This window comes from Chitinophaga filiformis, from assembly GCF_021646545.1.
GTDB lineage: Bacteria > Bacteroidota > Bacteroidia > Chitinophagales > Chitinophagaceae > Chitinophaga > Chitinophaga filiformis_A.
Genome location: NZ_JAKIRP010000005.1, coordinates 391,240 through 415,182, shown reverse-complemented (window position 1 = coordinate 415,182; position 23,943 = coordinate 391,240). Strand labels below are relative to the sequence as shown.

The following is a 23,943-nucleotide window of genomic DNA, read 5'->3' as shown; positions in this document are numbered from 1 at the left end:
TAATATGCAGCTTACTCCTATATTAAAGAAAATCGAACATTACCTTGTTTCACAGAATTCAATTGCTGGTATCCGGCTTCAAAAAGGCATTTCAAGAGCAGAAATTCAGCAGAAAATAGCACACCTTAGTTATTCGTTTCCTCCGGAAGTATTTGAGTTGTATGAGTGGAAGAACGGAAGCGTAGACGTAAGTGACGATACCATAGGGGACCTGCTGCTTTTTCCATGGGGGATTTTCGAACCATTGGAATCTTCTTTAAAAGAATACGATCTAAATTCCAAAGAAGGTTACTGGGGACGAAAACATTTCCCGCTTTTCACAACTGGGGGAGGAGATTTTCTATTGATCAACTGCGACCAAAACGATGCCTCTTATGGCTATATTTTTGCGCAGTCTCACGCGTTATATGGGGATGAATTAATACCAAAGTATAAATCTTTACTGACGCTTCTTCAGTGTGTACTGGAATGTTATGAGAAAGGTGCTTACTCATTTGTGGACGGTGTATTGGTAGAAGACAGAGGTTTAAGGAACTCTATCAGAAAAAAATATGAAATTCCAAATGAATAGGTTATTGGACAGCAATACCTCTTGCTAAAAGCGTGCAGTTTCTCCACGGTTTTATATACATGAATACTTAGTCAAGATCGGGCATTCTGCCTGGTCTGACCGCTTATGTATATCACATAAGACCAGTGCTAGTCCGGTGATCGGAAAATGTCATTAAAAATAACGGTTCGGAAATTGACCGTATACTCCTGTATGGTTACTACTGAATGGCCCGCACAATAGTGTGGGCCATTTTTCTTTATTTTCACAGATATTTGATCTGAAAATACGAATACAAATGGTTATGGCAAGAGATAAATTAAGGGAGCGAATATCACCAGATGAGCTGTAGCAGGTGTTAGATCGTATGAACGAAAAATGTGACAAGGTCAGATAAGAACATCAAACTTGCGGATTAACTGCCGTCATCTATAGCAATACCACGTGGTTTTATATAGCCTTTCAGAATGGCTTGCTTCAGTGGTATTGATATTACATATTAGGCAATGTACCCGAGTCGTTCAAGCTTTTCTACTACTGCTTTCATAACTTTCCAAAAAAAAGCAGGGGTTATCCGGTAATAATCACCCTTCTCCGGTTTGCCAGCATCATTGTACTTTACCTTCGACAAATTAACCGACTGGACTACACCTGATCCGAAATCATTTTTGAATTCCACATATATCTCGTCTTCCCCAAATTTGTAGGGGTATCCAGTTATATTGCGAAAGAAATAATCATCTCCAGCTAGAATATGAAATAAATGAGCAGCATAAATATCATATGACGCGGGCTCTGGATCTTCTCCGTTAAAAGCCAAGGAGCATCTGTCCATAACCGAATAATAGCTTTCCACATCGGCCAACACGTAGGTCAACAACTTTAACTGTAAAGTCATTGGCAGCGTGGCTGCATATCTATCTCCTTCTCTAGGAAGTATAATCTTATCTTTATGATAAGTTATTCTCTTACCGTATAACTTAATTAGGCTGCGTAAACTTAGCAAATCCACCTTAAGCAACATCTGCAAAATATCGCGCACAAAATCGTTACCTAAGTAGAGCATTTGGTAGTGAGCATTCGGCATTTCATCGTCTTCAAATGTTAATGACGCTAAAACCTGGCTAACGATGCCAGACACTGCCCGGGTATTATCGAAATGATATACATCAGAACTGTAGAATTTGTCAACATACCCCACAAAATCAACATCACGACCATACTTATTATGAAAGATCCTCCTTATGTTTTTAAAGTCGCATACCAGAATGATTTTTTCAAATCCAAATTTATTTTTCTCTCCAGAATAAAGTTCGGTATCAAAATGTGCAGCAAAAACATTTAAAATTCTGAAGGTATGCTCGGGGTCCAACCTGTCTAGATCATCAATAATCAGTATTGGCTCTCCTTTGGCCTTTTTCATTGTCCTTGAAATAATTTGGGTGATTACATCATTCTCATAAATAGATCCCTGCCCGGAGCGTATCTTATTCAGGTACTGCAGCATTTTGTCGCCATCCGTCTTATTGGCCTCTTGATGATATTCAAAAAACAGCTTTACCAGCTCATTTAATTCTTCAGCATGTTCAACAACGTCTTTTCCAATTTTAGGGACCATAGAAATAATAGTCTTCGCGATTTTAAGCAGATCCTTTTTTACATATTGTGGAAGCGTATCTATTATTCCTAGTTTAATTTCTTCCAGAGTAATTCCCTGAATCAGAAACTGTATTATCAAATCGAACTTTATATAACGTATGATATCTTCATTACTAGCTATTGAATAGCTAACAGGAAAGAGGTGAAATGGTCGATATTTTTTCCCTTCCAATATTTGTTGCTGATTTTTGTCCTCAAAAAAGTCTTTTATGAAAGTGGTTTTTCCACTCCCATACTTACCGGAAAAAACGATGCGTTCGTTATTTTCTTGTTCGAGATGTTTAACGAATTCTTTGATGGGATACTCAAAAATTTGATCAAATCGCATATAATGTTTTTAGAGTTCATGGTATCCGACAGGGATATAGATCAAAATACGGAAATTCCCTGAAAACGGAATTCGTTTATCTTCTTCAAGTCTCCCAAACCGACCCCGCCGTTGTGGTGTCTTCTGACCGACAACATAAGGGGTAGGATACGGCGTCGGGCTGCTTCATGCTTCGTTACATGCTGGCGAGAGATAGTCCACCCCCAACCCGGCTAGCAGGGGAAGGCGCTGCCGCCGCGCCGTTCCCCGTCCCCCTTCCCGGCGGGGTTCCAAACAATGGTTAGGCGTTTTGTTTATATGTTGATTTGTTTTATAGTGACGGGTTGTTTTAGAGAATAGAAGGATCAAATGATGTCAAAGTAGTACAAGGTGGGTCAAGGCGAGTTTGTTCCGTTGGATATTTCGTAAAATTTATTTATTATTGATATTACTTATTGTTATATGGAGTCATCACCCGCACCAGGTAGCTCTATCTCCGGCTCGTGTTAGTTACGTACTGATTGTTAATTCAAAATATCGTAAAATGGAAAAAGTGAAGTTGAAAAATGTGGGTACGATCATGACAAGTGTAAACAGAAATCAGTTAGTTACTCTCGAAGATTTGGATGAATTCAGAGAGCGTCTTATCTCAGAATTTAAACAGCTGATTGACGAGAAAATTTCCCCGGTAATGCCACGCAAATGGCTAAAGTCTTACGAAGTCAGGCATATGTTAAATCTATCTCCTGGCACCTTACAAAAACTTCGATCAAACGGCACGATTCCTTATACTCGGATAGGCGGTGCTATTTACTATGATCGTGAGGACATCCAGCGATTACTTTCTACGAGTAAGATCCGTAGTTGAAAAGTCAGATCTATTAAATGAAGTAGCGAGAAATGTCTATGACGGCAAGTATTTGCCATGGCTATACTTGCCGTTTTTATTGCAAAAATGTTAGGGTTGTTTAAGAATATTGTCGATTGCTGCTGACAATTTGTCTGCCCTTAAATTCGCTCCCGAAAGTATTTCTAGTCTCGCTAGTTTTTATGTTCATCACAAAAAATAATTGATCTATTGACTATTCCTTTGGAAATGTAGATTTCTAAAAAGGTTGCTTTATATAGGCAGATGCAGATGCAAAGACTTTCGCCGTGTGTCCTCATTCTAAAAATTATATAAGGGCCCGGTAATCAAAAGGTCGCAAATGGGTCTTGAAAAAATGCAGGTAGCCAGCTATGTTTTGGTAATACCAAAACTTTCATTCACTCATGGCTTCGCATTCGTTTTTTTCATGCGGCCGCATTCAATGGGAATATTAAGTGTATTGAATATGGAGAAGAAGGATCTTAAGTCCCAAAAAAAGGGTGGAAGACCTATAAAGGCAGAAAAGAGAGACCAGCTGCTTTCGCTTAAGTGTACGCTGGCTGAAAGAGATCTGATTAAAACCAAGGCAAATAGTGCCCGTCTTTCTATATCTGAATATTTGAGAGAATTGGCGTTGACCGGAAGAATTGACATGCGGATGAAGACCTTACCTTCAGAAATACTGTCTATCACTGCTATATTGAATCACATGGCAGCGAATCTTAATCAGATTGCCAGGAAGCGGAATAGTAACGATGAATTGACTGTTATTGAGAGAGCTGATCTGAAGGTTCAATCTATGAGATTAAAAGAATTGGCTGGAGAGGTAAAAACTTATTTTTCATGATTGGATACGTGGGAACTGGAGCGTCTTTTTATGAATGCATCAGGTATTGCCTGGAGGACAAAAAAGGACTGTCTGAGGATGACAAACAGTATCTTTCTGCGCGTGAAAGCGTACAGCATAAGAATAGGGCAGAAGTGCTGTTTTATAATCAATGTTTTGGCAATAAATATCAATTAGCGAGAGAGTTCAAGGACGTATCCAGGTTAAGCAAGCGTGTGGAGAATCCGGTCTTCCATTTTGCGCTTAGACTGGCCCCGGGCGAGCTGTTAGATAAGGATAAGTGGATGGAGGTCGGGGCGGCGTGTGCGAAGGAATTCGGGGTTGCTGAGAATCAATATATCTGTATCCTTCATAAGGATACCAGGGAGCAGCATATACACGTAGTTGCTAACAGGGTCGGATTCGATGGAAAGGTGGCCAGTGATAGCAATAGTTATAGGAAAATGGCGGCACTTTGTCGGAGGCTGGAGCGGCAATTTGAGCTTAAAGAAGTCCTGAGTCCGAGGGCATTTTTGCCTCCTCATGAGTGGGTCAAGGGGAGGAGTGATACTCGTAGAATAAAATTAGCAAATGATATAAGGCGAACGCTTGTGAAAGTGAAATGCTGGGAAAAATTTGCTAAAGCTATGGAAGAACTCGGATATGTGTTGGTAAAAGGAAGAGGAATTGTTTTTATTGATGAGAAAAAAGTGAGGATAAAAGGAAGTGAAGTTGGCTTTTCCTTGTCAAGAATTGAAAGGTTTTTGGGCCATAGAAGTGATGTCGAAAACAGAAAAGACGGTCTCATTGCCGATCCTCGGACGGAAAGTAACAGGCCATCTGCCGCTGATTTATTAGCAAACAGTAATAGCAGTAGAAGGGAAACAGAGTATAAGGTAGAGGAATCGAATATTACTAGGGAACTTAAGAACATTTTAGAGTTGCTCTTGAGGTCAGAATATGCAGATAATCATATCCCTTTTGAAATGACAGAGGCTGGAATGAAGAAGAAAAAAAAGAAGAAGCGTGGATATAACCGCGGTTTAGGCTATTAATAAATATATGCAGAAAAAAGGAGTTATTATGGAGGAAGAGAGCTTAATTATTGTGCTAGAAGAATTGACTCAGGAACAGAAAAAACAGGCAAACGCCGCTAACGAAATAGTGGTGGCTGTAAAAGACTTAAAGTTGCAGGTTGACCAGCTGCAAGAAAAGCTTCGTGATACACAATCGTCCAATGATAGGTTAGACAGCGGTATTATTCAGAGGATTTTAAAAAAGGAGCTGTTAGATTTAAAATTGTCAATCATTAAGCAGCGGCACAATGTAATACACAAATTTCAGGTATTGCTATTTCCGGAGCGGGATCATAAATTATTCTATAAAGTTGTTTTCGGACGTTGGTTCCTTGGGATTATAGTAATGATATTCCTTAATTATAGTTATACACTTTTAACGAAGTGGACAGACGATAAGAAAGAAATTATTACTAAGCAATTAGAGGTTGATCAATATCGTAAAGCGTGGACGATCTACTATGGTAAGCAGAACAAGTCGAGAAAAAGGCAACTGGACAGCATTTATTACAATATTACTCGATAGGATATTGGTTCGTACATTGAAATGCGGATGTATTACTTAAATGGAAAAAAGAGGGGGAGTGTCTAATTTTTGGTGTAAATGCCTTCCCCATTGTTTGGAACCCTGCCGGGAAGGGGAAGGGGGAATGGGGCGGCAGCGGCGCCTTCCCCGGTTTCTAGGAACATTGTAAAGTATGACCTAAGGAGTCGTTAAACAGACGAAATTTTATAATCTTCAAAAGAGGATGACGGCCCTGCTTGGGGCCGTTCTTTTTTTTATCATGATTTTGCCTTAGCAGTTGCAGCATGGCGCGCTACGACTGCACTGCTAACAGTGACGCAAACAAGAGAGTAATATTACTTTATCCTGAGCCAGTTTTCCAGCGAAACAATAGCCCTGATCGGTTCTTGGGTTAGAGGCAGTCACGTCGTTGTAAAAGCCAAAATTGTTCTTTTTCTTAATATTGAGAACACTTACAAATTACCCGATCATTATAAACCGTTCTTCCAGCGCTCTGCGTGAATAGGTTTTAAAAATATAATCGACTTCTTCTTCTACTTGCTTGGGAGTAGTGAAGACTTCCAGTAGATGTTTAGTTGTATCGTATACGTGCCACTGGCGGACAATAATAATATTGTGGCTGGCTATAACGATATTTTTCATGTTGAGCAGATAAAATGTTATACGAGTAGGTTCGAACTTCCGTTTTGTGGTCCAGGTATGGAACTCGTAGTCGCTTAATGCCATCGGGTTGGGCGTAAAGAGAAGCGGCCCCATAGGTGTTTGTATCTTTATCAGCGGTATGGGGCCAATGGCTGCGAAATAAACTTTAAACGTACCCTCGTTTACAAGCGTTGCATGTTCTTTTGGCGTTTTTGTATAATAGCTAATGTCAAAAAACGTGGTAGTGAAGTGGAGGTAGTGATCGCCTGTTTTGGAGCCATTAGGCATGGGCACAGGAAAGACCACCCCAACTGCTACTTGTGGTGCTGTCATAAAACTTTGTTTTGGATGTTGATGCAATAAGAAAGTGGTACAGGGTAGATACCCTGCAACCATGTTGTTACGGAGCCAGCGTTAATGGCTCTTATATACCCCTCAAATCTGTATTATTGAATAATTATGGTCCGGCGCCGACCTACTTGCTTAGGTTAAGCTGGTGCGCCGCTAAAAAGTCAGTTCAGCTGATCGCGTCTGGAAATGATTGCCTCGCATTCTGCGATGGCAGCCTTAAGGCTTTGGATGGCTATCTGGGCAATTTTATCTTTGTCTGCATTACTACATTTGGGACCAGCATCCCTTATGCGGCGATAATAAGTTGGAGTACTGACGGCACATTCTTCCAATATTTTGTCCCTGAATTTGTTGGGAAGGGCAGAGAAAATACAGTGTACCGATTGTACGAAGGACGATGTGTTCGGAGCTGAGTCTTTAATTTTTTTCATTGATTTTGCATTTAAACAGGACACATGAATGCAGAAACCAACGTCTAAAAGAAAACGTGGGCCTCTACGTTGATGTTCCCTGGCACTGCCCAGCGCCTTGACCAAACAACGCGAGCGCCCACGCTAGTGCATGGCGCTACTCGACGTTGCCTTGTGGTCGTTAGAAATGGGCAGTTTCGGGAACCAAGACAATTTCGATGCGAAAATCTTTATGAAGATCGCAAAGCTATATAAAATTCTTTATTGCTAATGACTTTAATCCATTCGGGCTCAGTTTAATAACTGCAAGCTAAGAAAAAATACAATGTGGTGTAAGATCGGACTACACTTTTTTTAAAAAAACATTTCAACTTCAATTTGATGACAAACAAGGAAGATCAAGACTATCAGTATATTTTAGACCGTATAGCGGTCAGGTTGATAAAATACCGTAAGGATAATAACCTCTCATTGCGCCAACTTGCAGCTGATACCGGCTTAGACCATTCCTGGCTTTCTAAAGTAGAGCAGGGTAAGAAAGACCTAAGACTTGTTAGCATCTATAAATTAGCTGAGCGCACAACAGGTGATATATTGTACTTTCTGGGAGAGGAGGAATAAGGAAGAATGAGTTTTCGTTGAAACTCATTCTTATGGAGAGCTTATTGCGCAGTCTGTACTGACTACCAAATAATTTTACCCCTTCAACACTTCCATAGGAGAGGGCAGCTGTTTCCTCTCTTGTATCCTATCTTCCAGCCCTTTTGTTTCCTCTTCAATCCATTCCTCGTCTGCTTCAGTATATCCTTCAGTCGTTGTTATTTTCGCATGCCCCATCATCATTTGCACAACCTTAATAGCAACACCCATTTTTAATGCTATAGTCGAGGCGAAGGTGTGTCGGGCAATGTGAAACGTAAGCGTAAACGGTATTGCGGCCAACTCCTGCAAGATTTTAAGACAGCGATTGATTTCCTGATTTGTAATTGGTGGGAATACAGTTCCATTGGCAACAGCCTTGGGGTTGTCTTTGTACCTTTTGATAATAGTTACAGCCGTTGGCAGAATAGGGACGGCTGTGAACTCTTCGGACTTTTGACGATAAAGGTTACACCAGAACTTGCCGAAGGAAGTGACATCAAAATTGTCCATCGTCAAAGCCATAACATCGGCATAGGCAAAGCCGGTATAGCAACTAAAAATAAAAAGGTCACGCACGTAGGCTAATTGCGGTGTGACCAGCTCCAATTTCTCTAATGCCACGATTTGATGCCATTTCAGTTTCTTCACCTTAGTCTTTATTTTGAAAGACGTAAAGTCTACAAAAGGATCTTCCTTCAGCCATCTCATTAGTTTGCCCCAGCTAGCTATTTGCTTTAGCCTTTCCAGGTGTTTTGCCGTTCCGTTGATGTGGCAGGGATCATGTTTCTTTATAGGGTGCAGAGGTATATAGGTTTCAAGCTCTTTTATGAATGGGAAATCCAATACTGAGACATGCACATCCTCCTGGTTAAATTTGTACTTAATAAAATTTTGGAGGTATGCAGCTGTAGCAACGTAGTTTTTAAGCGTACCAGGGGCCAGATTTTTCCCCTCATGAAGTTTGTGCAGCTTCACCAGCGCCATTACTGTGTGATCTTTGTTTTTGACCACCTGCTTTCCGTTATAGATCGTTTTGATATCCTCAGCTTCGAAGGGTTGACATTTATCTACGAGATCTTTATAGATCCGTTTCAGGTTGAACCTGACATTGGCGATATGGTTATTCAGAAGCTTTGCTGCCTCAGACTTCCCGTTTACTTTTTCCGATTCTGAATTCCATTGATCTTTTGGGATTTTGTCTTTCAGGCTAATTTCGACAGGCTCGCCTCCGTTCACGGTGATTCGTGCATATACCACCGCCAGGTCCTTTGCGCCTTTCACATTGCGTACAATGAAGTCAATACCAAATGAGTTTTGTGCATCCATAACAATTCAATTTTTAGGTTTTTAATACCGTTTGTTATCACTCCCACTATCCACTCACCGCAAAGCGGTGAAATCATCACACAAACGGCATCAAAAGGCACCAGATGGAATGGTGTTATTTTTTGAATGCCAAAGAGTTACAACGGTTTTCGTGAGTAATATTCGGTAAAAAATTTACTCACGGATTTACTCACGAAAAGAATGATATAAATTGATATAATTTGCCAGCCTGAAAAAATAAAAAGCCCGCAAATACTGACTATTTGCGGGCTTTGAATCGAATTAAAGTGTATGCCGTCGGGATGACAAGATTCGAACTTGCGGCCTCTTCGTCCCGAACGAAGCGCGCTACCGGGCTGCGCTACATCCCGAAACCTCTCTCAGAGAGACTCAACCAATTTAACAACCTTTAAAAAAATAGCCAAATTTTTCTCCCCGTATTCCTTACATTCGTATGTAATTCAGCCTGAATATGAACCTCATTTATTTATCCCTGCCAGCAGTTATCATACTGGATATCTATATCTGGACATGGATATCGAGATTGTTATCTGCGCCGAGCGACCTCGCAGTATTCGCCGGCATTATCTGCATTTTCGTAACGATAGTATTACACTACGCATTATACAAGCTATTAAAATCCAAACTTAAATTATGAAGCGACCTATTATTCTGATGATCATTGTTGTTGTGATAATCCCCATATTCTGCATGTTTTGTTGTACCCGCATCGATGCGGGGCATGAAGGCATCAGGGTGAAACAGTATGGTAGTGATAAGGGGGTACAGGATATTTCCCTCGTGACTGGCCGGGTGTGGTTCAACCCACTGACAGAGTCCGTGTACGAGTTCCCGATCTTCGTACAGACGGCCGATTACAATCCGTTTACCGTGAATGCAAAAGACGGATCGGTATTTACTGTAGATCCGACCATTACATTCCGTGTCATTCCTGGTAAAAGCCCCGACATTTTTAAGAAGTACCGTAAAGGGATCGAGGAAATCACCAAAGCTACACTTTACAACTACGTACGGGATGCCTTCCGTATCCAGTTCAATAAGTATACGACTGATAGTATGATCAGCAGCCGGGAGACTTTCGAGAACTCTGTACAGAAACAACTGACGGAGTCCATGCTGAAAGAAGGCTTCGACCTGGAACAGCTGACAAGCGGTATTCAGTATCCTGAAACCATCACGCAGGCCATTGATGCCAAAAACAGGGCGGTACAACAGGCGATGCAGGTGGAAAACGAACTGAGGGTAACAGAAGCCAACGCTAAAAAACTGATCATACAGGCAGAGGCCGAAGCGAGGGCAAATCAGCTTCGTCAGCAGTCACTGACTCCTTTACTCATCCAACAGCAGTTCATCGAAAAATGGGACGGAAAAACGCCTTTATACGGCAATTCTCCGACCTTCTTCAAAAATGTTCAATAACAAAAAAGGCGTCTGATAAAACCGGACGCCTTTTTTAATACTATAAAATATCTTAGTTTCTGAACATCGTTATGACCAGCGCGACTTCTTTATTAAGTCCAACGGCAGCTGCAACGACAGCGGAGTTGTCACTCTGATCCACTTCGCGTTCTATCGTTTTTGCATGCACCACCAGCTTAAGATCGCCTTTAGTGTATATCGACATACCGCCTTCTTCTTTTTCATGACTGGTAGTGTCACTGGCTTCTTTCCTGAAACCGGAACTACGGATATCAGACGCCATGCTCATGAAGTCTTCACCCATCGCAACATACGTTACACGAACACGTGGGTCAGCGGTGAAAAACGCCTTCCTGCTCTCGTTCACATAAGTAGAGCTGTCATCATCAGTCGTTACCCAGCGATAGCTGATCTTGTTCAATGCCGGCAGAATACTGTCGCCAGGCATGTCCAGCATCTGTGTCATGTCTTTCAGGGTCAGTTTCCTGCTCTTGATACCTGTCAGTTCCTCCACCATTTCGTCTCCCAGTAAGATCTTCACCAGGGAAGGGTGTTTAATGGAATAGATCACTTCTACATGCTGGCCTTTGCTGGCATGCTCATATTGATCGCTGTCTACTTCCTTCTGTGTGCGTACATGTTTTCCCTGCTTGGTGTAATAGGAAATCGTCAGTTTGTAAGTGCTGCTCTTTGAGCTTTTCCTGTAATAACCATCCACGATGGTAGCAGGCACTGTCTCACCAAACTGTTTTAGTTCCTCATTCTCCAGCTTACCGTAGTGCATTGCAAATACGACGATCAGCACGATGGCAACAGGGATCGATACAAATGTCATATTGTGATACCACTGTTTGGGATATCTGTCCCACTGTGTGATTTCATCCATGTCTGTAAAATCGGCAAATGTCTGCGCCAGGAAGATGAAGCTTAAAATGCCCCCGATGATGGCCAGAAATACCGGCATGTTCAGATATAAACCCGCCGGCATCCATGCATACCAGGTCAGGAATGTAAGTAGGAACAGCGCGCCCCAGATAATTCTTCTTTTCATGTGTATAGGGTTGTAGTGTATAAAATAGGTAAGAGATTTATAACGGTCGTAATAAACTATTCGCAGTCAATGATTTGTCCCAGGCTGATGTTAAACTAACTGCAAATATACATTTTTTGTTATATGATAGTGAGCGGTTACCCGTTTTAAATTATTATTTTATTTACTATTTTGATGTATTTTACGGAGGAGTACGCTTGAAAGCCTCTGTAGTAGCTTGTTTTGGCTGTAGGTGATGAAAATGAAATAGTTAGCCGTAGACGCATATCTATACCTGAAAAACGATCCCTATAATTATATAATTCGATGCCGAAACTTTTACTACTATCCACATTCCTGTTATGGTTTCATACTCAGTCATTTGCGCAACTGGCCGACAAAGGGGCCGGATCTTTGAAGAACCTTGTGTGGTGGTTGGATTGGGCAGATGCGAAGATTGAAGACGGAACCACCAAAACATTTATTACTGCTGATGGTCTTACCATTACAGCCACCTTCTCCGGAGTTGCAGGAACGCCGCTGGCGCCCAGTACTATGGATACCTGGAATGGCGCTATGCTGAAAAACCTCTATAACTTCTCCGACCCGGCTATCAAACCGGCCATTTTTGTTCCAAACAATTTCAATAACAGCCGGTTCACTATTACCTTAAACGCTTCCCGCCGGGGAAAACCGGTTGCTTTTACATTGGTAGCCAGCGATGCGGAAGCAAGTAATTCACTGGAGACGCTGACAATGACTACGTCCGCAGGTAACTGGCGTACCCTGGAATTCTTCAGGAACTCATCGCAGGTAAATAACCCCGCATCCGGATGCGGTACACAATCGATCAGTATTTCCGAGACATATGCGGGTACACCGAACGTCGGACAATTACCCATCGTTGCTACCGATGTGCCGGTAGCGGGAAACGTAACGGTGGACGTCCGCCTTTTAAGATCCACGCATGGTAGCAGCGCTGTTGCTTTCGGTATTATCGCTGCCGTCGATGAAGGTGATCTGCCTGTCAGTTATGGTTATGCCACGCATCAACTGATATACGCCACGCAACAGCCATGTAATGATCAGGCGCCATTGCCTGTGACTACAAGGGACGCTAACCTGAAACTGGGTAGTATTGCCGGTGATGCAGATGCTGTTGGTATGACCGACGATAATCAGCAGGGGCTGGATGAGGAAGCTGTGACAGCCTTCCGCGACTACAATGGTAATGGCGTGTATGATGTCACTGTTCCGCTGAGTAACACCACAGGAAAAACAGCCTATCTCACCGGTTGGTTTGACTATAATCGTAACGGTACCTTCGAAACCAATGAATCTGCTACTGCAACAGTAGCGCCCAATGCAACAGTGGCCACATTGACCTGGAGTGCGCTACCTGGTGGATTTATTGCCGGAAGAGTGCCGCTGTATGGGTTCAGATTTCGTCTGTCAACCGATCAGCAGGCGCTTAGAACGCCTGCTGGTTTTGCTCCGGATGGAGAGGCAGAAGATTACCTTGTCAGCATCAAAGCGCCCTGCTCTGCGAATATCAATACACTGTCCAACATGGTGCTCTGTGCCGGTAAACCTGCGCAGTTAAACGCTACCGGCTGTATCAGTTATAAATGGACGCCCGCCACGGGATTGTCCGCCGATTCCATTCCGGATCCGGTGGCAACACCAATGGTTACAACCACCTACAAGGTAAGCGGCGTGGATGCTTCCGGTTGCCCGGGTTCAGCTACGCTTACCATCTATGTCAATCCTTCTCCTGTATTCACCAAAAGGAGCGATACTGCTATCTGCGCAGGGAATAGCCTGCAGCTTTCCGCAGTTTCCGATATCCCTGCTACATACAGCTGGTGGCCAGATTCTTCCCTGAGCAACAGCGTTATTCCTAATCCCGTTGCTACGCCGCTGACCACCACCAGCTATACCGTTACAGCCACTACGATATATGGTTGTACCAGTAAATCTTCCATCAATATCACGGTAAATCCCGCTCCGGATATGAGAGTAATGCCCGATACACCGGTAGTCTGCCTCGGACAGTCAGTGGAGATCCAGGCAAGAGGTGCAGATGTGTATGAGTGGTATACGGATACAGATTCACTGCTCACCACCAACTCGCTGATCGCTGTGGCGCCTACCTATGATTCTACATTCAAGATCTATATGGAACAGCGTACCTGCGCAGTAGCAGACACGTTCCTCGTGCCGGTAAAGGTGTACGACCTGCCGGTTACTGCTGTTACGAAATCAGGCGATATTGACTGTGCGCATCCGGAAGTGGTGCTGGAGGCCACCGGTGGTATTTATTACAACTGGCAGCCTGCCAATGGTATGGCCAATAACACGGTCGCAAATCCTGTAGTGTCTCCGCTGAAAACAGCCACCTACGAAGTGACAGTGATGGATGAGCATGGCTGTACGCAGGTGGAAACAGTCACAGTGAATGTCGACATTGCACTGGCATTTACGCGGGCTCCCATTCCCACAGCTTTTACGCCCAACGGCGATGGAAAAAATGATTGCTTCGGATTAAAGTTCTGGGGCGAGACGAATACATTCGAATTCTGCGTATACAACCGGGTAGGGAACCTGGTGTTTAACACACATTATCCCGGCGATTGCTGGGATGGTACGTTTAAAGGTATGATGCAGCCAGCAGGTTCCTACATATACATGATTAAAGCAAAAACGATCTGCGGCGATGTACTAAGGAGAGGTACCGTAGTATTGGCCCGCTAAAAAGTAGGGGAGGTGTCTCAGCAAAATGAGGCACCTTGTCCTGAAAATCGATATGATACAAAGAAGGGTGCCTCCATAGAGACACCCTCTCATCCTGTATATAGCGCTGGTTAACTTACTAATTGATGCCTAGCCGTCTTCCTATTTCAGCCGCTTTAAAATCTGCTATTCTGAAAGGATGGGCTTCCGTATTAAATACATATTCCGCTGTATTCAATCCTGCCTCCGGCGTAAACAACAGATATAAATACTTCATCGTTTCTGCAAAGAAATATGTCGGCAATCCGTTCTGTTGCTTCTTCGTCCGTACATCCGCTACTGATGAAAAAGCATTTGGCGTTTTACAGTATTTCATGATATCGTTGTAGTACTGCTTTCCCATCTGTAAATAGGTGGTATCTTTTGTATAATCATACAGATACCAGGCAGACTCTATGATCTCAGCATTCAGTTCGTAGGAGGGAGAAGCAGGCAGCTGTTTGCGATAATCATAGATCATCGGTTCCAATCCATATTTCCTCCACACGCCATTCCAGGTGGATTGAAGTTTAGCAGCCCTTTCTGCATCATCATCAATGCATAATAATGCAGGGAAGAATGCATCATAAAGCGTCACTGCGCTGTTCTTCATTTCACCCGAATACATATCTGTTTTCCTGTACCAGAGTGTCGTATCATTTTCTTCTGCATCGTACCTGTGAACAGCTGTAATAGTCTGTTCCCAGATATTTTTGATCTCCGGATCCTTAAACAGCAGCCAGGTCTTCAGCAGGTATTCATAGAAGACGTCTCCGCCGGCGCCGATAAAACTGACCGTTTCCAGCCATTCGCCTGTCTCATTGTTGATCACATTGCCTACAAGGTTGATCGCAGATCTTCTTCCATAAACTGCCAGTGTTGCCTTCCTGGCCGCCTGGTAATATTTCGGATCTTTTGTATAGTAACTCAGGATGCCCATCTCCAAAGTATACGCTGCTGCTTCAGCGGTATTGACTTTTTCTCCCCTGGCCTTACCGGTCTTCAGATTCACCCAGTAATAGGGTATACCTGTAGGTGATTTGAAGGCCTGCAACAAACGGTCACCCAGGTCTTTTGTCTGCTCCAGTACCTTCGGATTGTGTGTATACGAGTACATGGCAAGCAATCCTCCCAGCACACGTTTATTCATATCGAAGGTCTTCACATATACGTCCGTATCAAACCTGCAGCTGTCTGTAACGTATTTCTCGATCTCTCTGGCCTGCTTCTGAAGGCCCATCACTTTCATGGTACTGTATGCGTCAACAGGAGAGACCCGTAACGGCTCTTCATACCAGTCTGTATACTGTTTCGTTAACGGCAACAGCACGTCATGGCCCCATGCGTATCGTTTGTAGGTATCCCAGGCTTTAATAAATTCCTGTTTTACACTGGCCGATAACTCCGCTGTCTGGGCTTTCATAGGTAGGTAGCTGATCATGGCTGCGGCAGCCAGGATGCATTTTTTCATCAGATGCTAAATTATAGTCTGCAAAACTAATAAAGCGCTCATACTATTGCGCTAACAAATATATTTTTTACGTTATAACGATCTATGAGAGGCGTTGATGCTGATCGCGGTACTGTGAGGGTGTTTGTTTATACATGCCCTGAAACTGTTTGTAGAAGTGGCCCAGGTTGTTGAATCCACAGTCGTGGCAGATACTCTTGATAGGGGCATTGGTAATGGCTAATTGCCTGGCGGCGAACTGCATACGTAACTCTGCCACCAGGGCAGAAAGGGTTTTATTATAACATTTACGGACTGTCCTGTTCACATGATCCATGTTGCGACCGCAGATGGAGGCGAAGCCACGGGCACCCAGGCGGAACAAGTCCGGCTGGACGGGGAACTGCTGAACGGCATTATTCAGCCAGGCAGGAACGCCCTGATTATCAGCCTGATTTTCATTCGGAAGTAGTAGCCTGAAAAGTAATAAGAGGAAACTGTCCAGATGGATCGAAGAGCTCTGATGTTTCCAGATCTTTTCCGCCTGGTGACTCACATTACGGAGCATATTCACGTCCAGGTTGGTCTGGTAGGGAAGGGAACCCTTTTTCCAGAAGAAATCATCCACCCCAGTAAAGTACCTTTTGCGGAAATATTGTACCGTTTTCAGGGGAAAGGCCAGGTTCATCATCGTAATGCCCTGCCGGCTGGAGGCAAATGTGTGCTGATCTTCCGCGCGTATCATGACAAGATCGCCCGCATTCAGGGGGACTTTTTTTCCATTAATAAGGTGTGTACCCCCACCATGCTCTATCCAGAATATCTCGGCATAGTCATGGTTATGCAGGGATATATCATCGCGTGAAAGGATCTTCACCCGGGCAAGATGGAATATTTCACCTTTGGTAATAAAATGGCGTAGTTGAAACTTAGTGACTTTCATACCCTGTTCCCAGCTGCTTAAAGATAATGATTTTTCATGCAGATGTGCCTGCTGGAAATGCCGGTCTAAAATAATATTTATACCAGGGAGGGGGCTACTCCATAGGTCTTTTTGAAGGCAAATGAAAAATGGGAAAGATCTTCGAATCCTACTTCCAGGTAGACATCTGACGGCTTTCTCCTTTTTTCCTTGATCTGGAAATAGGCTTCCTGCAGTCTTTTCTGCTGTAACCAGCGACTCGGGGACTCATGGAACGCCTTTTCAAAATCTCTTTTGAAGGTTGCCAGGCTTCTGCCGGTTAGATAGGCGAAACGCCTGAGGTCCACATTAAACCTGAAGTGTTTGTTCATAAATTCCTCAAGATCAATTTTCCCCGGTTCGCTGAAGTCAAAGAGCACATTTTTCAGATCCGGCGCCAGGTGCAGTAATAGCAGTAATGCCTCCCGCTGCTTTAGAACAGCCAGTGGTTTATTGGTTTGCAAATGATGGTAGGGGCTAAGCGACTCAAAATAGTTTTTTAACAGTGTTTCCGACGGGAATTGTATAAAAGAGGGCCCAGAGTAGGGAATGATATCAACCGGGCTATTTTCGGCACTATAATCGCGCAGAAATGCCTGGTCAAAGAAGACGCTGACAGACTTCATTTCTCCTTCGGGACCGGGATATTTCAGGGCTCTGGTGAGCTGGTTCTTTTTTGCAAAGATCACCTCTCCGGACTTTAGTTCATGCCGTCCCTCAGAAGAATAGAATACCAGGCTGCCAGCTATTACCTGTGTCAGCACATGCTCCGGTACAAATTGTTCTGCCTCATAGTGTCTGTCCGTATAACAGGAATACAAGAAATATGGTATGAGCGACTCCGGATTAGCCATGATTATCAGCTTTTTAGCAAAGGTACGTCTTCAGGCTATTCCATACTTTGTTCGTTGGCTCAAATATTGTTTGCTGAAAAGCTCAAAGAGTGTGGTCAACTCATTCAGCTATACGAATCGAACGGTGACGCCGCTACGTGGCATCACAAAACCTTAACGCTAAAAGAGTTAACTTTATAGGTATATATCTTTTCTTAACCCAGTAGATTGTTGCATATGTTAAGCATGACGAGAAAAAACATCAGGATTACCCCCGATTTTAAGAGAGTGATTCCACGCTTTTTTAATTCAGGAAACGAACGCGCTCTTCAGATCATTAGCAAGGTCGTGGAAATGCCGGAAGATACCGTATGTGAAGTATTGGATAATGTATTGAGAGAATTTTCCTGCAGATACAAAGATATTAATGTGATCTTTGAGATGCATTATGCGAGGATCAGTCACCTGGTGCCAGCCGGATTGATGGTGACCAAAGAACGGCAACATTTACTGGGAGCATATTTTACCATGGAGTACTCCCTGGAAGCGGCTGCCCTTTTTAATCCTTCAGTAGTGGAAGCGCCCGACCAGTCAGGGCTGAAACCGGGAGAAAAGCGGGTAATAGTCAGTTTCCGGGCTACAGGAGAAAGTCATATTTCTTCTATTGAGTTCCGGGAGGGAGTGCTGGACAAGGATTGTAATATCCACCTTGATCCCCCGGCCAGATTCCTGACAGAGGGCAAACTGACCGGTGAAAAGCTGAACGATAAAGAGCATTTTGCCCAGCAGCTGTCACAGCTACGCCTCCCGGAAGATATTCACGTGGGGATATTACACCAGCTCACAGGAGATTTCACTTACTCGGAAATAGACGTCGTGCTGCGCACCCTGCTGAGAGGGATCAAAGATCCCTCGGACCAGCAGAATATGAAGCAGCATGTACTCGAATTAGTAGATGCTAGCTACGAGCTGCATTTCCCCGACTATACAGGTCTGTCTGAACGTGTCATCTTTCCGGTAACCTACACGGAAAAGAATGGCATTGAAGATGCCCGTTTTGTGAGATTTGTAGAGGAAGAAGGTTCCTGCACCTATTATGCTACATATACCGCATATGATGGTTCTTTCATCCTGCCAAAACTGATCAAAACCTGCGACTTCCAGCATTTCGAGGTGTCGCCTTTATATGGAAAGGGAGCGGTGAATAAGAACCTGGCGCTTTTTCCCAGAAAGATCAATGGAAAATATGCCATGCTGTCCAGAGTAGATGGTGTGAACAACTATATTATGTTCTCTGACGATCTGTATGAATGGGAGGACCCCATCCTGTTACAGCAGCCTAAATATCCCTGGGAGTTTGTGCAGATAGGTAATGCCGGTTCGCCATTGCTCACCGACAAAGGTTGGCTGATCATCTCCCATGGTGTGGGACCTATGCGGAAATATTGCCTGGGAGCGGCGCTCTTCGATCTGGAAGATCCTACAAAAGAACTGGGCCGCCTGAGATATCCTCTGCTGATGCCTAAAGAAGATGAACGGGATGGTTATGTACCTAATGTGGTTTATTCCTGTGGCGCCATGATCCATGAAGGACTGGTCTTCATTCCCTATGCAGTGTCAGATTATGCGTCTTCATTTGCCAGCGTACCGCTGGATAAATTACTGAAAGCTTTATTAAAAGGTGGATAGTCAGGCTGTACTGACTATCCTTTTGTATACTTCAATATAACGGTTTACCATCTGCTCCTGGCTGAAGTTGGCCATCGCATGCAGGTGGCAATTATACCGGTGAATATGCGGTATATCGCCGACAGCAGCTACTGCTTCTTCTACCGTATTGACGAGGAACCCCGTGGTTCCGTCTTTTATCAATTCCTTCATAGCGCCCCTGTTAAATGCAATCACAGGCGTACCACACATCATCGCTTCTGCTATGCTTAACCCAAACGGTTCTTCAAACATCACTGGATGTAGTAATGCTGCTGCGTTGCCCAGCAGCAGGCAGCGTTCCGCCGGACCAACATTCCCTTTATAAACAACAGTGTCGCCATTGATAAAAGGTTCCACTTGCTCCTTAAAGTAACGTGCATCCTGTATCAGGCCACAGATGATCAGTTGCATGTTCAGCTTCCGGGCAATCTCTATCGCCAGATGTGTACCTTTTTCAGGATGTATTCTCCCAAAACTCAACAGGTACTCTTCCGGTGTTTCCCGGAAAGAGAATAGTGATTCATCGATGCCATTATATACAGTAGCGATATACCTTAATTCCCTGCTGCGGTCACTGTTGCTGATAGATACATAATGCCCCGTATCATTGTACTTCTTGTATACCGGTATAATGTCCGGTGATGAGAAGCCGTGAATGGTCGTCAGCATCGGTGTGGGAATCAGCCGGGAATAGGTGAGGGGCAGGAAATCATAATGATTGTGTATCAGGTCAAATTCACCGGCCCTTTCCATCAGCGCCGATATATGAAGGCACTCCCATACCTTGAAGTCTGCTGGTTTTTCTCCCAGCGGATGATCGCATACGGATGCAAGTTTTGCACGGGTGACAGAATCGCCCGTGGCAAAAAGTGTTACATCGATTCCTTTTTTTACAAGACCCTCGGTAAGTACAGAGGTCACCTGTTCCCATGGGCCGTATTGGCGTGGAGGGGTACGCCAGACGATAGGAGAGAGAACTGCTATTTTCATTTATCTGTCTAACATTTCAGAAACGGCAAAATAGGCGATCCAGAACGCGATAGTGCTTTCAGCGCCCTGGTTTTCATTTACCCTGTCAGGCTGCAAACCATCAGAACAGCCACCGGTATCTTTGTCATATAGTGGCAGCTTCAATGCATTGTCACCCATGAACCACTGCCAGGAACGTATTCCCCTTGTAAGGAATTTTTTATCTCCCGTAATATAGAATGCCTGCTGGTAAAACAATACCATGGCCATGGCATCCAGCGGCTGCTGATCAAATAAAGCGGTAGTACCGCCTTTGCTGCACCAGCCATTATTGCCTACAGGATGTAATACTCCGTCAACAAACACCTTCGATTCCAGGAAACTGATAGACTCCAATGCAATCTGCAGGTATTCTTCCTGCCTGGCCAGTCCATAGGCATGCAGGAGGGCCAGTGGTATCATAGCGTTATCATACGTCAATACTTCCTCAAACCAACACCAATGTTTATCTGAATATCTGCGATATTCATGTACGAGTTTATCCGCCAGCTGTACGGCCCTGTTCATGTGCCCATCCAGCGGATGTTGTGATCCGATAAACATACATAACCCGATCAGGCTATTGGCGATACCCCTGAGCGAGATCAGATTGTCCATATGAGGCGCGGCTTTCAGGAAAATATCTTCCGCTGTTTTGATGGTAAGCGGCGATGGCCCGTCGGCTATCAGATATCCCAGCGCCATGATCGTCCGGCCATAAGCATCTTCCGAACTGCCATCTATGACGATGTGCTTATTGTATAGCATGAAGTTGTGGAAATAACCATCCTCCATCTGCATATAATGAATAAAGCTCAGATAAACAGACATCAACTTCAGCATCTCAGGGTGCCTGTTCTGTTTCCACGCCAGCACGGTTAACAACAGCGCCCGGGAATTATCGTCTGTACAATAGCCTTCTTTCCTGTTGGGTATATTACGCAGGGCATGCTGTATGATGCCCGTGCCATCTGTCATATTCAGTACGTGATCCGGATTAAAGGCTGGCAAAGTTATTTTGCCGGATACGGTTTCTTTTCTCTTAGTGGTTTTCGTTGTCTGTAAATGCGGATGCATGTTATTTTTTTTGGTGAACAATGGGCCACGTCGGTTATAGCGCTACAATATTATTGTAGGTAGGTGATTGTTTTCTCATGAGTTCATAGAACAACATCGCATGTTTACGGGCCACGGTGCCCCAAAGGGTATTCCTGGTCCTCATGAATGCCTTCTTACCCATCTCCTGTCGTTGCGCTTCATTACGTAGCAGGTTAATAGCGTTATCAGCCAATGCGTTTTCATCGCCTGATTGAATAATAACACCTGTGTCTTCATCCAGCATTTCATTTGCCAGCACAAAGGCATTGGATATGATCGCACAACCGGCGCTCATCGCATACATGAATGTACCGCTCATTGCCTGGTTGGGGTCTTTGGAAGTAAAGAGATAAATATCTGTAAGCGCCAGATATTTCAGCAGTTGATCTGTTGGAATAAATTCATTGACAAGTTTTACATTTTGTGTAAGATTATTTTCTTCGATCAGTCGCTGGAGACTTTCGCGGTAAGTTTCGCCCTCAGTCTCCACTAAATTGGGGTGAGTATTCCCCAGTATGACGTAAACAGCTTCCGGAAATTCCGCAGCAATCTTTACCATCGCTTTAATACCCAGCTCAATCCCCTTGTTGGGACTAAGCAGTCCGAAAGTGGTCAGTATCTTCCTGTTCTGCAGGTTGAACCTGTTCCGCAGTTCCACTCTGTTGGCCGGCGGAATAGGATGGGTACCATGAGGAATGATCAACAGTTTTTCCGGCTCAATGTCATAATCTTCCACCAGTAGTTTGTGTGAATGCTGGGTCATGATGATCACCTTGTCGGCCAGCAGGCAGATGCTTCGTACCAGCTTCAGCCTTTCACTGTCAGGGTGAGGTAACACTGTATGGAAACGGATAATAAAAGGCTTGCTCAGCAGGGAAAGGAAGGCCAGTACATATTCCCCCATATTACCGCCGAAAAGCCCGAATTCATGCTCTACACAAACCATTTTCACCGCAGGATTCTGGTTGATGGCTTCCGCACCTGCAATACAGGAATTCAGCCGGCAACCGTCCATGACCATTGTGACAGGTGCTGCATACAGCTCCGTATTGGCCCTTTTGTCTAGGGCACATATACTGATCTCAAACTCATGCTTCAACAGATGGGTTAGTTCTTTGGTGAGGTCGGCGGTAAAGGTGGCAATACCGCATTTGCGGGGCGAGTAAGTACTCACAAAGAGAATCTCAGGCTTCATGTCAAATGTATCCATATCAAAGTTTTTAACGAAGTAGTAGCAAATAGGTTCACCAAAATCGGCCAGTGTGGAATAAACCGGCCGGGGGTTCAAAGCTGTTATGTGTCTTAGTTAGTATCCTATGGATAGAATTACAAAAAGTGAACCAGTTGAACTGGCACGCCCGCGAGAAAGATTGGATGCCAATGCAGGGATATCGGGATAATTTCCTATTTTTCTTGACAAAAAAAATAACCCTATGTCGAAACAAACCAGACGACAGTTCCTTTCAGCAGCAGGTAAAACGGCTGCTGTGGCGGGCGTAGCTACAATGACCGGCGGAGTGGCCATGGCGGTGCCACCGGCAGAGAAGGTATTTGTACACCATGTTTATTTCTGGCTGCATAATCCGGACAGCCAGGAAGACAAGGCCAAACTTGTTGCCGGATTGCAAAAGCTGGCCAAAGGGGCTAAAACTATCAAACAGCACCATATCGGCATGCCCTCTACAACCAACCGCGATGTGATAGACCGCTCTTACCAGGTTTCCTGGTTGCTCTTCTTTAAAAATAAAGCAGACCAGGACATTTATCAGACAGATCCCGCTCACCTGAAGTTTATTGAAGAATGTTCTTCCGTGTGGAAAAAGGTGATCGTATACGATTCCGAAGATATTTAATGATACTTTGTATATTTGAATCAATAGTCAGTCCGCCAGCGGCGGACTGACATCCTATCAGCCAGGATTTTACCATTACAACAACCAATGCCAGCCTGATCGTCATCATTAAAGTGATTAATTATGCTGAAACGACTCATTGGACTGCTCTTTCCCCCAACGCGACAAGATCCTAATGCCGGTCTGAAAATGACCGGGAACAGAATTACAGTGAACGCAGAAGATTTTACCGTTTTCACATCCAATTACTATGAGGAGGCGGTTAGTACCGACAACCTGGAAGTTCGCATGCTGGATGGCCTGATCGGCCATCAGACAGACCATGTACGCGAGCAGGAAATATGTTATCTCTCCTGCGCCTACCAGGCAGAGAATAACATGTATATTCAATTACTTAGTCCCTACATTTACAAAGACCGGGTAACAGTCAATTTTCTGCTGGAGAAACACAAGCAGATCTCCATTTACCTGAATCCCGCTGACTACCGGGAATATTACTTCGACCTGGACTTCATGAATGCATAATCAGAAGGGGTGTTCCCTGAAGAACGCTATGCGCATAAAAACAAAAAACGAATGGCTGTCTGACCATTCGTTTTTTGTTA

22 protein-coding genes and 1 tRNA gene are annotated in these 23,943 nt (G+C 44.1%); 11 read left to right on the top strand and 12 right to left on the bottom strand.

Features of this window, described 5'->3' with window-relative positions:
• Positions 1-4 precede the first annotated feature (4 nt).
• Positions 5-571 carry an SMI1/KNR4 family protein gene (locus L3C95_RS16240; RefSeq protein ID WP_236389105.1) on the top strand — a complete coding sequence of 189 codons (567 nt, stop codon included), beginning with the start codon at positions 5-7 and terminating at the stop codon, positions 569-571.
• Positions 572-1,049: 478 nt separating this feature from the next.
• Here the strand turns inward: L3C95_RS16240 and L3C95_RS16235 are convergent, their stop codons facing one another.
• Positions 1,050-2,537, bottom strand: a complete 1,488-nt coding sequence (locus tag L3C95_RS16235) for a P-loop NTPase fold protein (RefSeq protein ID WP_236389103.1) — start codon at positions 2,535-2,537, stop codon at positions 1,050-1,052.
• A 523-nt stretch (positions 2,538-3,060) separates the two neighbouring features.
• On the opposite strand from L3C95_RS16235, the gene L3C95_RS16230 reads away from it, so the two are divergent.
• From L3C95_RS16230 to L3C95_RS16215, 4 genes are all read left to right on the top strand, one after another.
• On the top strand, positions 3,061-3,384 hold the full coding sequence (locus tag L3C95_RS16230) for a helix-turn-helix domain-containing protein (protein ID WP_236389102.1): 324 nt from the start codon (positions 3,061-3,063) through the stop codon (positions 3,382-3,384).
• A 340-nt stretch (positions 3,385-3,724) separates the two neighbouring features.
• The gene (locus L3C95_RS16225) at positions 3,725-4,231 is read left to right on the top strand and encodes a plasmid mobilization protein (protein WP_236389101.1); all 507 of its coding nucleotides are present in this window, start codon (positions 3,725-3,727) and stop codon (positions 4,229-4,231) included.
• Positions 4,228-5,265: a relaxase/mobilization nuclease domain-containing protein gene (locus L3C95_RS16220; RefSeq protein WP_236389100.1), complete on the top strand. Its 1,038-nt coding sequence runs from the start codon at positions 4,228-4,230 to the stop codon at positions 5,263-5,265. Before L3C95_RS16225 ends, L3C95_RS16220 begins: the two co-directional genes overlap by 4 nt.
• Before the next feature lie 7 nt (positions 5,266-5,272).
• Complete coding sequence (locus L3C95_RS16215) at positions 5,273-5,812, top strand: hypothetical protein (protein WP_236389099.1); 540 nt, start codon at positions 5,273-5,275, stop codon at positions 5,810-5,812.
• 459 nt (positions 5,813-6,271) lie between these two features.
• Here the strand turns inward: L3C95_RS16215 and L3C95_RS16210 are convergent, their stop codons facing one another.
• Together L3C95_RS16210 and L3C95_RS16205 are read right to left on the bottom strand one after the other, a co-directional pair.
• Positions 6,272-6,787 (bottom strand): hypothetical protein, encoded by a 516-nt coding sequence (locus L3C95_RS16210; RefSeq protein WP_236389098.1) that lies wholly within the window; start codon positions 6,785-6,787, stop codon positions 6,272-6,274.
• Between the two features lie 179 nt (positions 6,788-6,966).
• Positions 6,967-7,236, bottom strand: a complete 270-nt coding sequence (locus L3C95_RS16205) for a hypothetical protein (RefSeq protein ID WP_236389097.1) — start codon at positions 7,234-7,236, stop codon at positions 6,967-6,969.
• A 360-nt stretch (positions 7,237-7,596) separates the two neighbouring features.
• On the opposite strand from L3C95_RS16205, the gene L3C95_RS16200 reads away from it, so the two are divergent.
• Entirely contained in the window at positions 7,597-7,836 is a 240-nt protein-coding gene (locus L3C95_RS16200; protein ID WP_106604399.1) for a helix-turn-helix domain-containing protein, read from the top strand.
• Positions 7,837-7,911: 75 nt separating this feature from the next.
• On the opposite strand, the gene L3C95_RS16195 is transcribed toward L3C95_RS16200, so the two are convergent.
• Both L3C95_RS16195 and L3C95_RS16190 read right to left on the bottom strand, forming a co-directional pair.
• On the bottom strand, positions 7,912-9,183 hold the full coding sequence (locus L3C95_RS16195) for a site-specific integrase (protein ID WP_236389095.1): 1,272 nt from the start codon (positions 9,181-9,183) through the stop codon (positions 7,912-7,914).
• Positions 9,184-9,480: 297 nt separating this feature from the next.
• Positions 9,481-9,554: transfer RNA gene (locus tag L3C95_RS16190), tRNA-Pro, on the bottom strand.
• Positions 9,555-9,837: 283 nt separating this feature from the next.
• Between L3C95_RS16190 and L3C95_RS16185 the strand changes: the two genes are divergently transcribed.
• On the top strand, positions 9,838-10,623 hold the full coding sequence (locus L3C95_RS16185) for a prohibitin family protein (RefSeq protein ID WP_236389093.1): 786 nt from the start codon (positions 9,838-9,840) through the stop codon (positions 10,621-10,623).
• A gap of 52 nt (positions 10,624-10,675) precedes the next feature.
• Here the strand turns inward: L3C95_RS16185 and L3C95_RS16180 are convergent, their stop codons facing one another.
• Entirely contained in the window at positions 10,676-11,674 is a 999-nt protein-coding gene (locus L3C95_RS16180; RefSeq protein WP_236389090.1) for a DUF3592 domain-containing protein, read from the bottom strand.
• Between the two features lie 306 nt (positions 11,675-11,980).
• On the opposite strand from L3C95_RS16180, the gene L3C95_RS16175 reads away from it, so the two are divergent.
• Complete coding sequence (locus L3C95_RS16175; RefSeq protein ID WP_236389088.1) at positions 11,981-14,407, top strand: CshA/CshB family fibrillar adhesin-related protein; 2,427 nt, start codon at positions 11,981-11,983, stop codon at positions 14,405-14,407.
• Positions 14,408-14,525: 118 nt separating this feature from the next.
• On the opposite strand, the gene L3C95_RS16170 is transcribed toward L3C95_RS16175, so the two are convergent.
• The 3 genes from L3C95_RS16170 to L3C95_RS16160 all read right to left on the bottom strand — a co-directional run bounded on the left by L3C95_RS16170 (position 14,526) and on the right by L3C95_RS16160 (position 17,690).
• Positions 14,526-15,896 (bottom strand): glycoside hydrolase family 47 protein, encoded by a 1,371-nt coding sequence (locus L3C95_RS16170; protein WP_236389086.1) that lies wholly within the window; start codon positions 15,894-15,896, stop codon positions 14,526-14,528.
• An 82-nt stretch (positions 15,897-15,978) separates the two neighbouring features.
• Complete coding sequence (locus L3C95_RS16165) at positions 15,979-16,818, bottom strand: AraC family transcriptional regulator (RefSeq protein WP_236389084.1); 840 nt, start codon at positions 16,816-16,818, stop codon at positions 15,979-15,981.
• 77 nt (positions 16,819-16,895) lie between these two features.
• Complete coding sequence (locus L3C95_RS16160) at positions 16,896-17,690, bottom strand: helix-turn-helix domain-containing protein (protein ID WP_236389082.1); 795 nt, start codon at positions 17,688-17,690, stop codon at positions 16,896-16,898.
• A 225-nt stretch (positions 17,691-17,915) separates the two neighbouring features.
• On the opposite strand from L3C95_RS16160, the gene L3C95_RS16155 reads away from it, so the two are divergent.
• Positions 17,916-19,358, top strand: a complete 1,443-nt coding sequence (locus L3C95_RS16155) for a glycoside hydrolase family 130 protein (RefSeq protein WP_236389081.1) — start codon at positions 17,916-17,918, stop codon at positions 19,356-19,358.
• Here the strand turns inward: L3C95_RS16155 and L3C95_RS16150 are convergent, their stop codons facing one another.
• Genes L3C95_RS16150 through L3C95_RS16140 form a run of 3 tightly spaced genes read right to left on the bottom strand, consistent with a single transcriptional unit; the run spans position 19,359 to position 22,695 of the window.
• Positions 19,359-20,369, bottom strand: coding sequence for a glycosyltransferase family 4 protein (locus L3C95_RS16150; protein WP_236389080.1), 1,011 nt, complete (start codon positions 20,367-20,369; stop codon positions 19,359-19,361). It abuts the gene before it with no gap.
• The gene (locus L3C95_RS16145) at positions 20,370-21,464 is read right to left on the bottom strand and encodes a glycosyltransferase (RefSeq protein ID WP_236389079.1); all 1,095 of its coding nucleotides are present in this window, start codon (positions 21,462-21,464) and stop codon (positions 20,370-20,372) included. It abuts the gene before it with no gap.
• Between the two features lie 34 nt (positions 21,465-21,498).
• A complete protein-coding gene (locus L3C95_RS16140) occupies positions 21,499-22,695 on the bottom strand; it encodes a glycosyltransferase (protein ID WP_236389078.1) in 1,197 nt (398 codons plus the stop codon).
• 223 nt (positions 22,696-22,918) lie between these two features.
• Between L3C95_RS16140 and L3C95_RS16135 the strand changes: the two genes are divergently transcribed.
• Positions 22,919-23,338, top strand: a complete 420-nt coding sequence (locus L3C95_RS16135; protein WP_236389077.1) for a Dabb family protein — start codon at positions 22,919-22,921, stop codon at positions 23,336-23,338.
• Positions 23,339-23,461: 123 nt separating this feature from the next.
• Complete coding sequence (locus tag L3C95_RS16130; RefSeq protein WP_236389076.1) at positions 23,462-23,863, top strand: hypothetical protein; 402 nt, start codon at positions 23,462-23,464, stop codon at positions 23,861-23,863.
• The last annotated feature ends 80 nt before the right edge of the window (positions 23,864-23,943 follow it).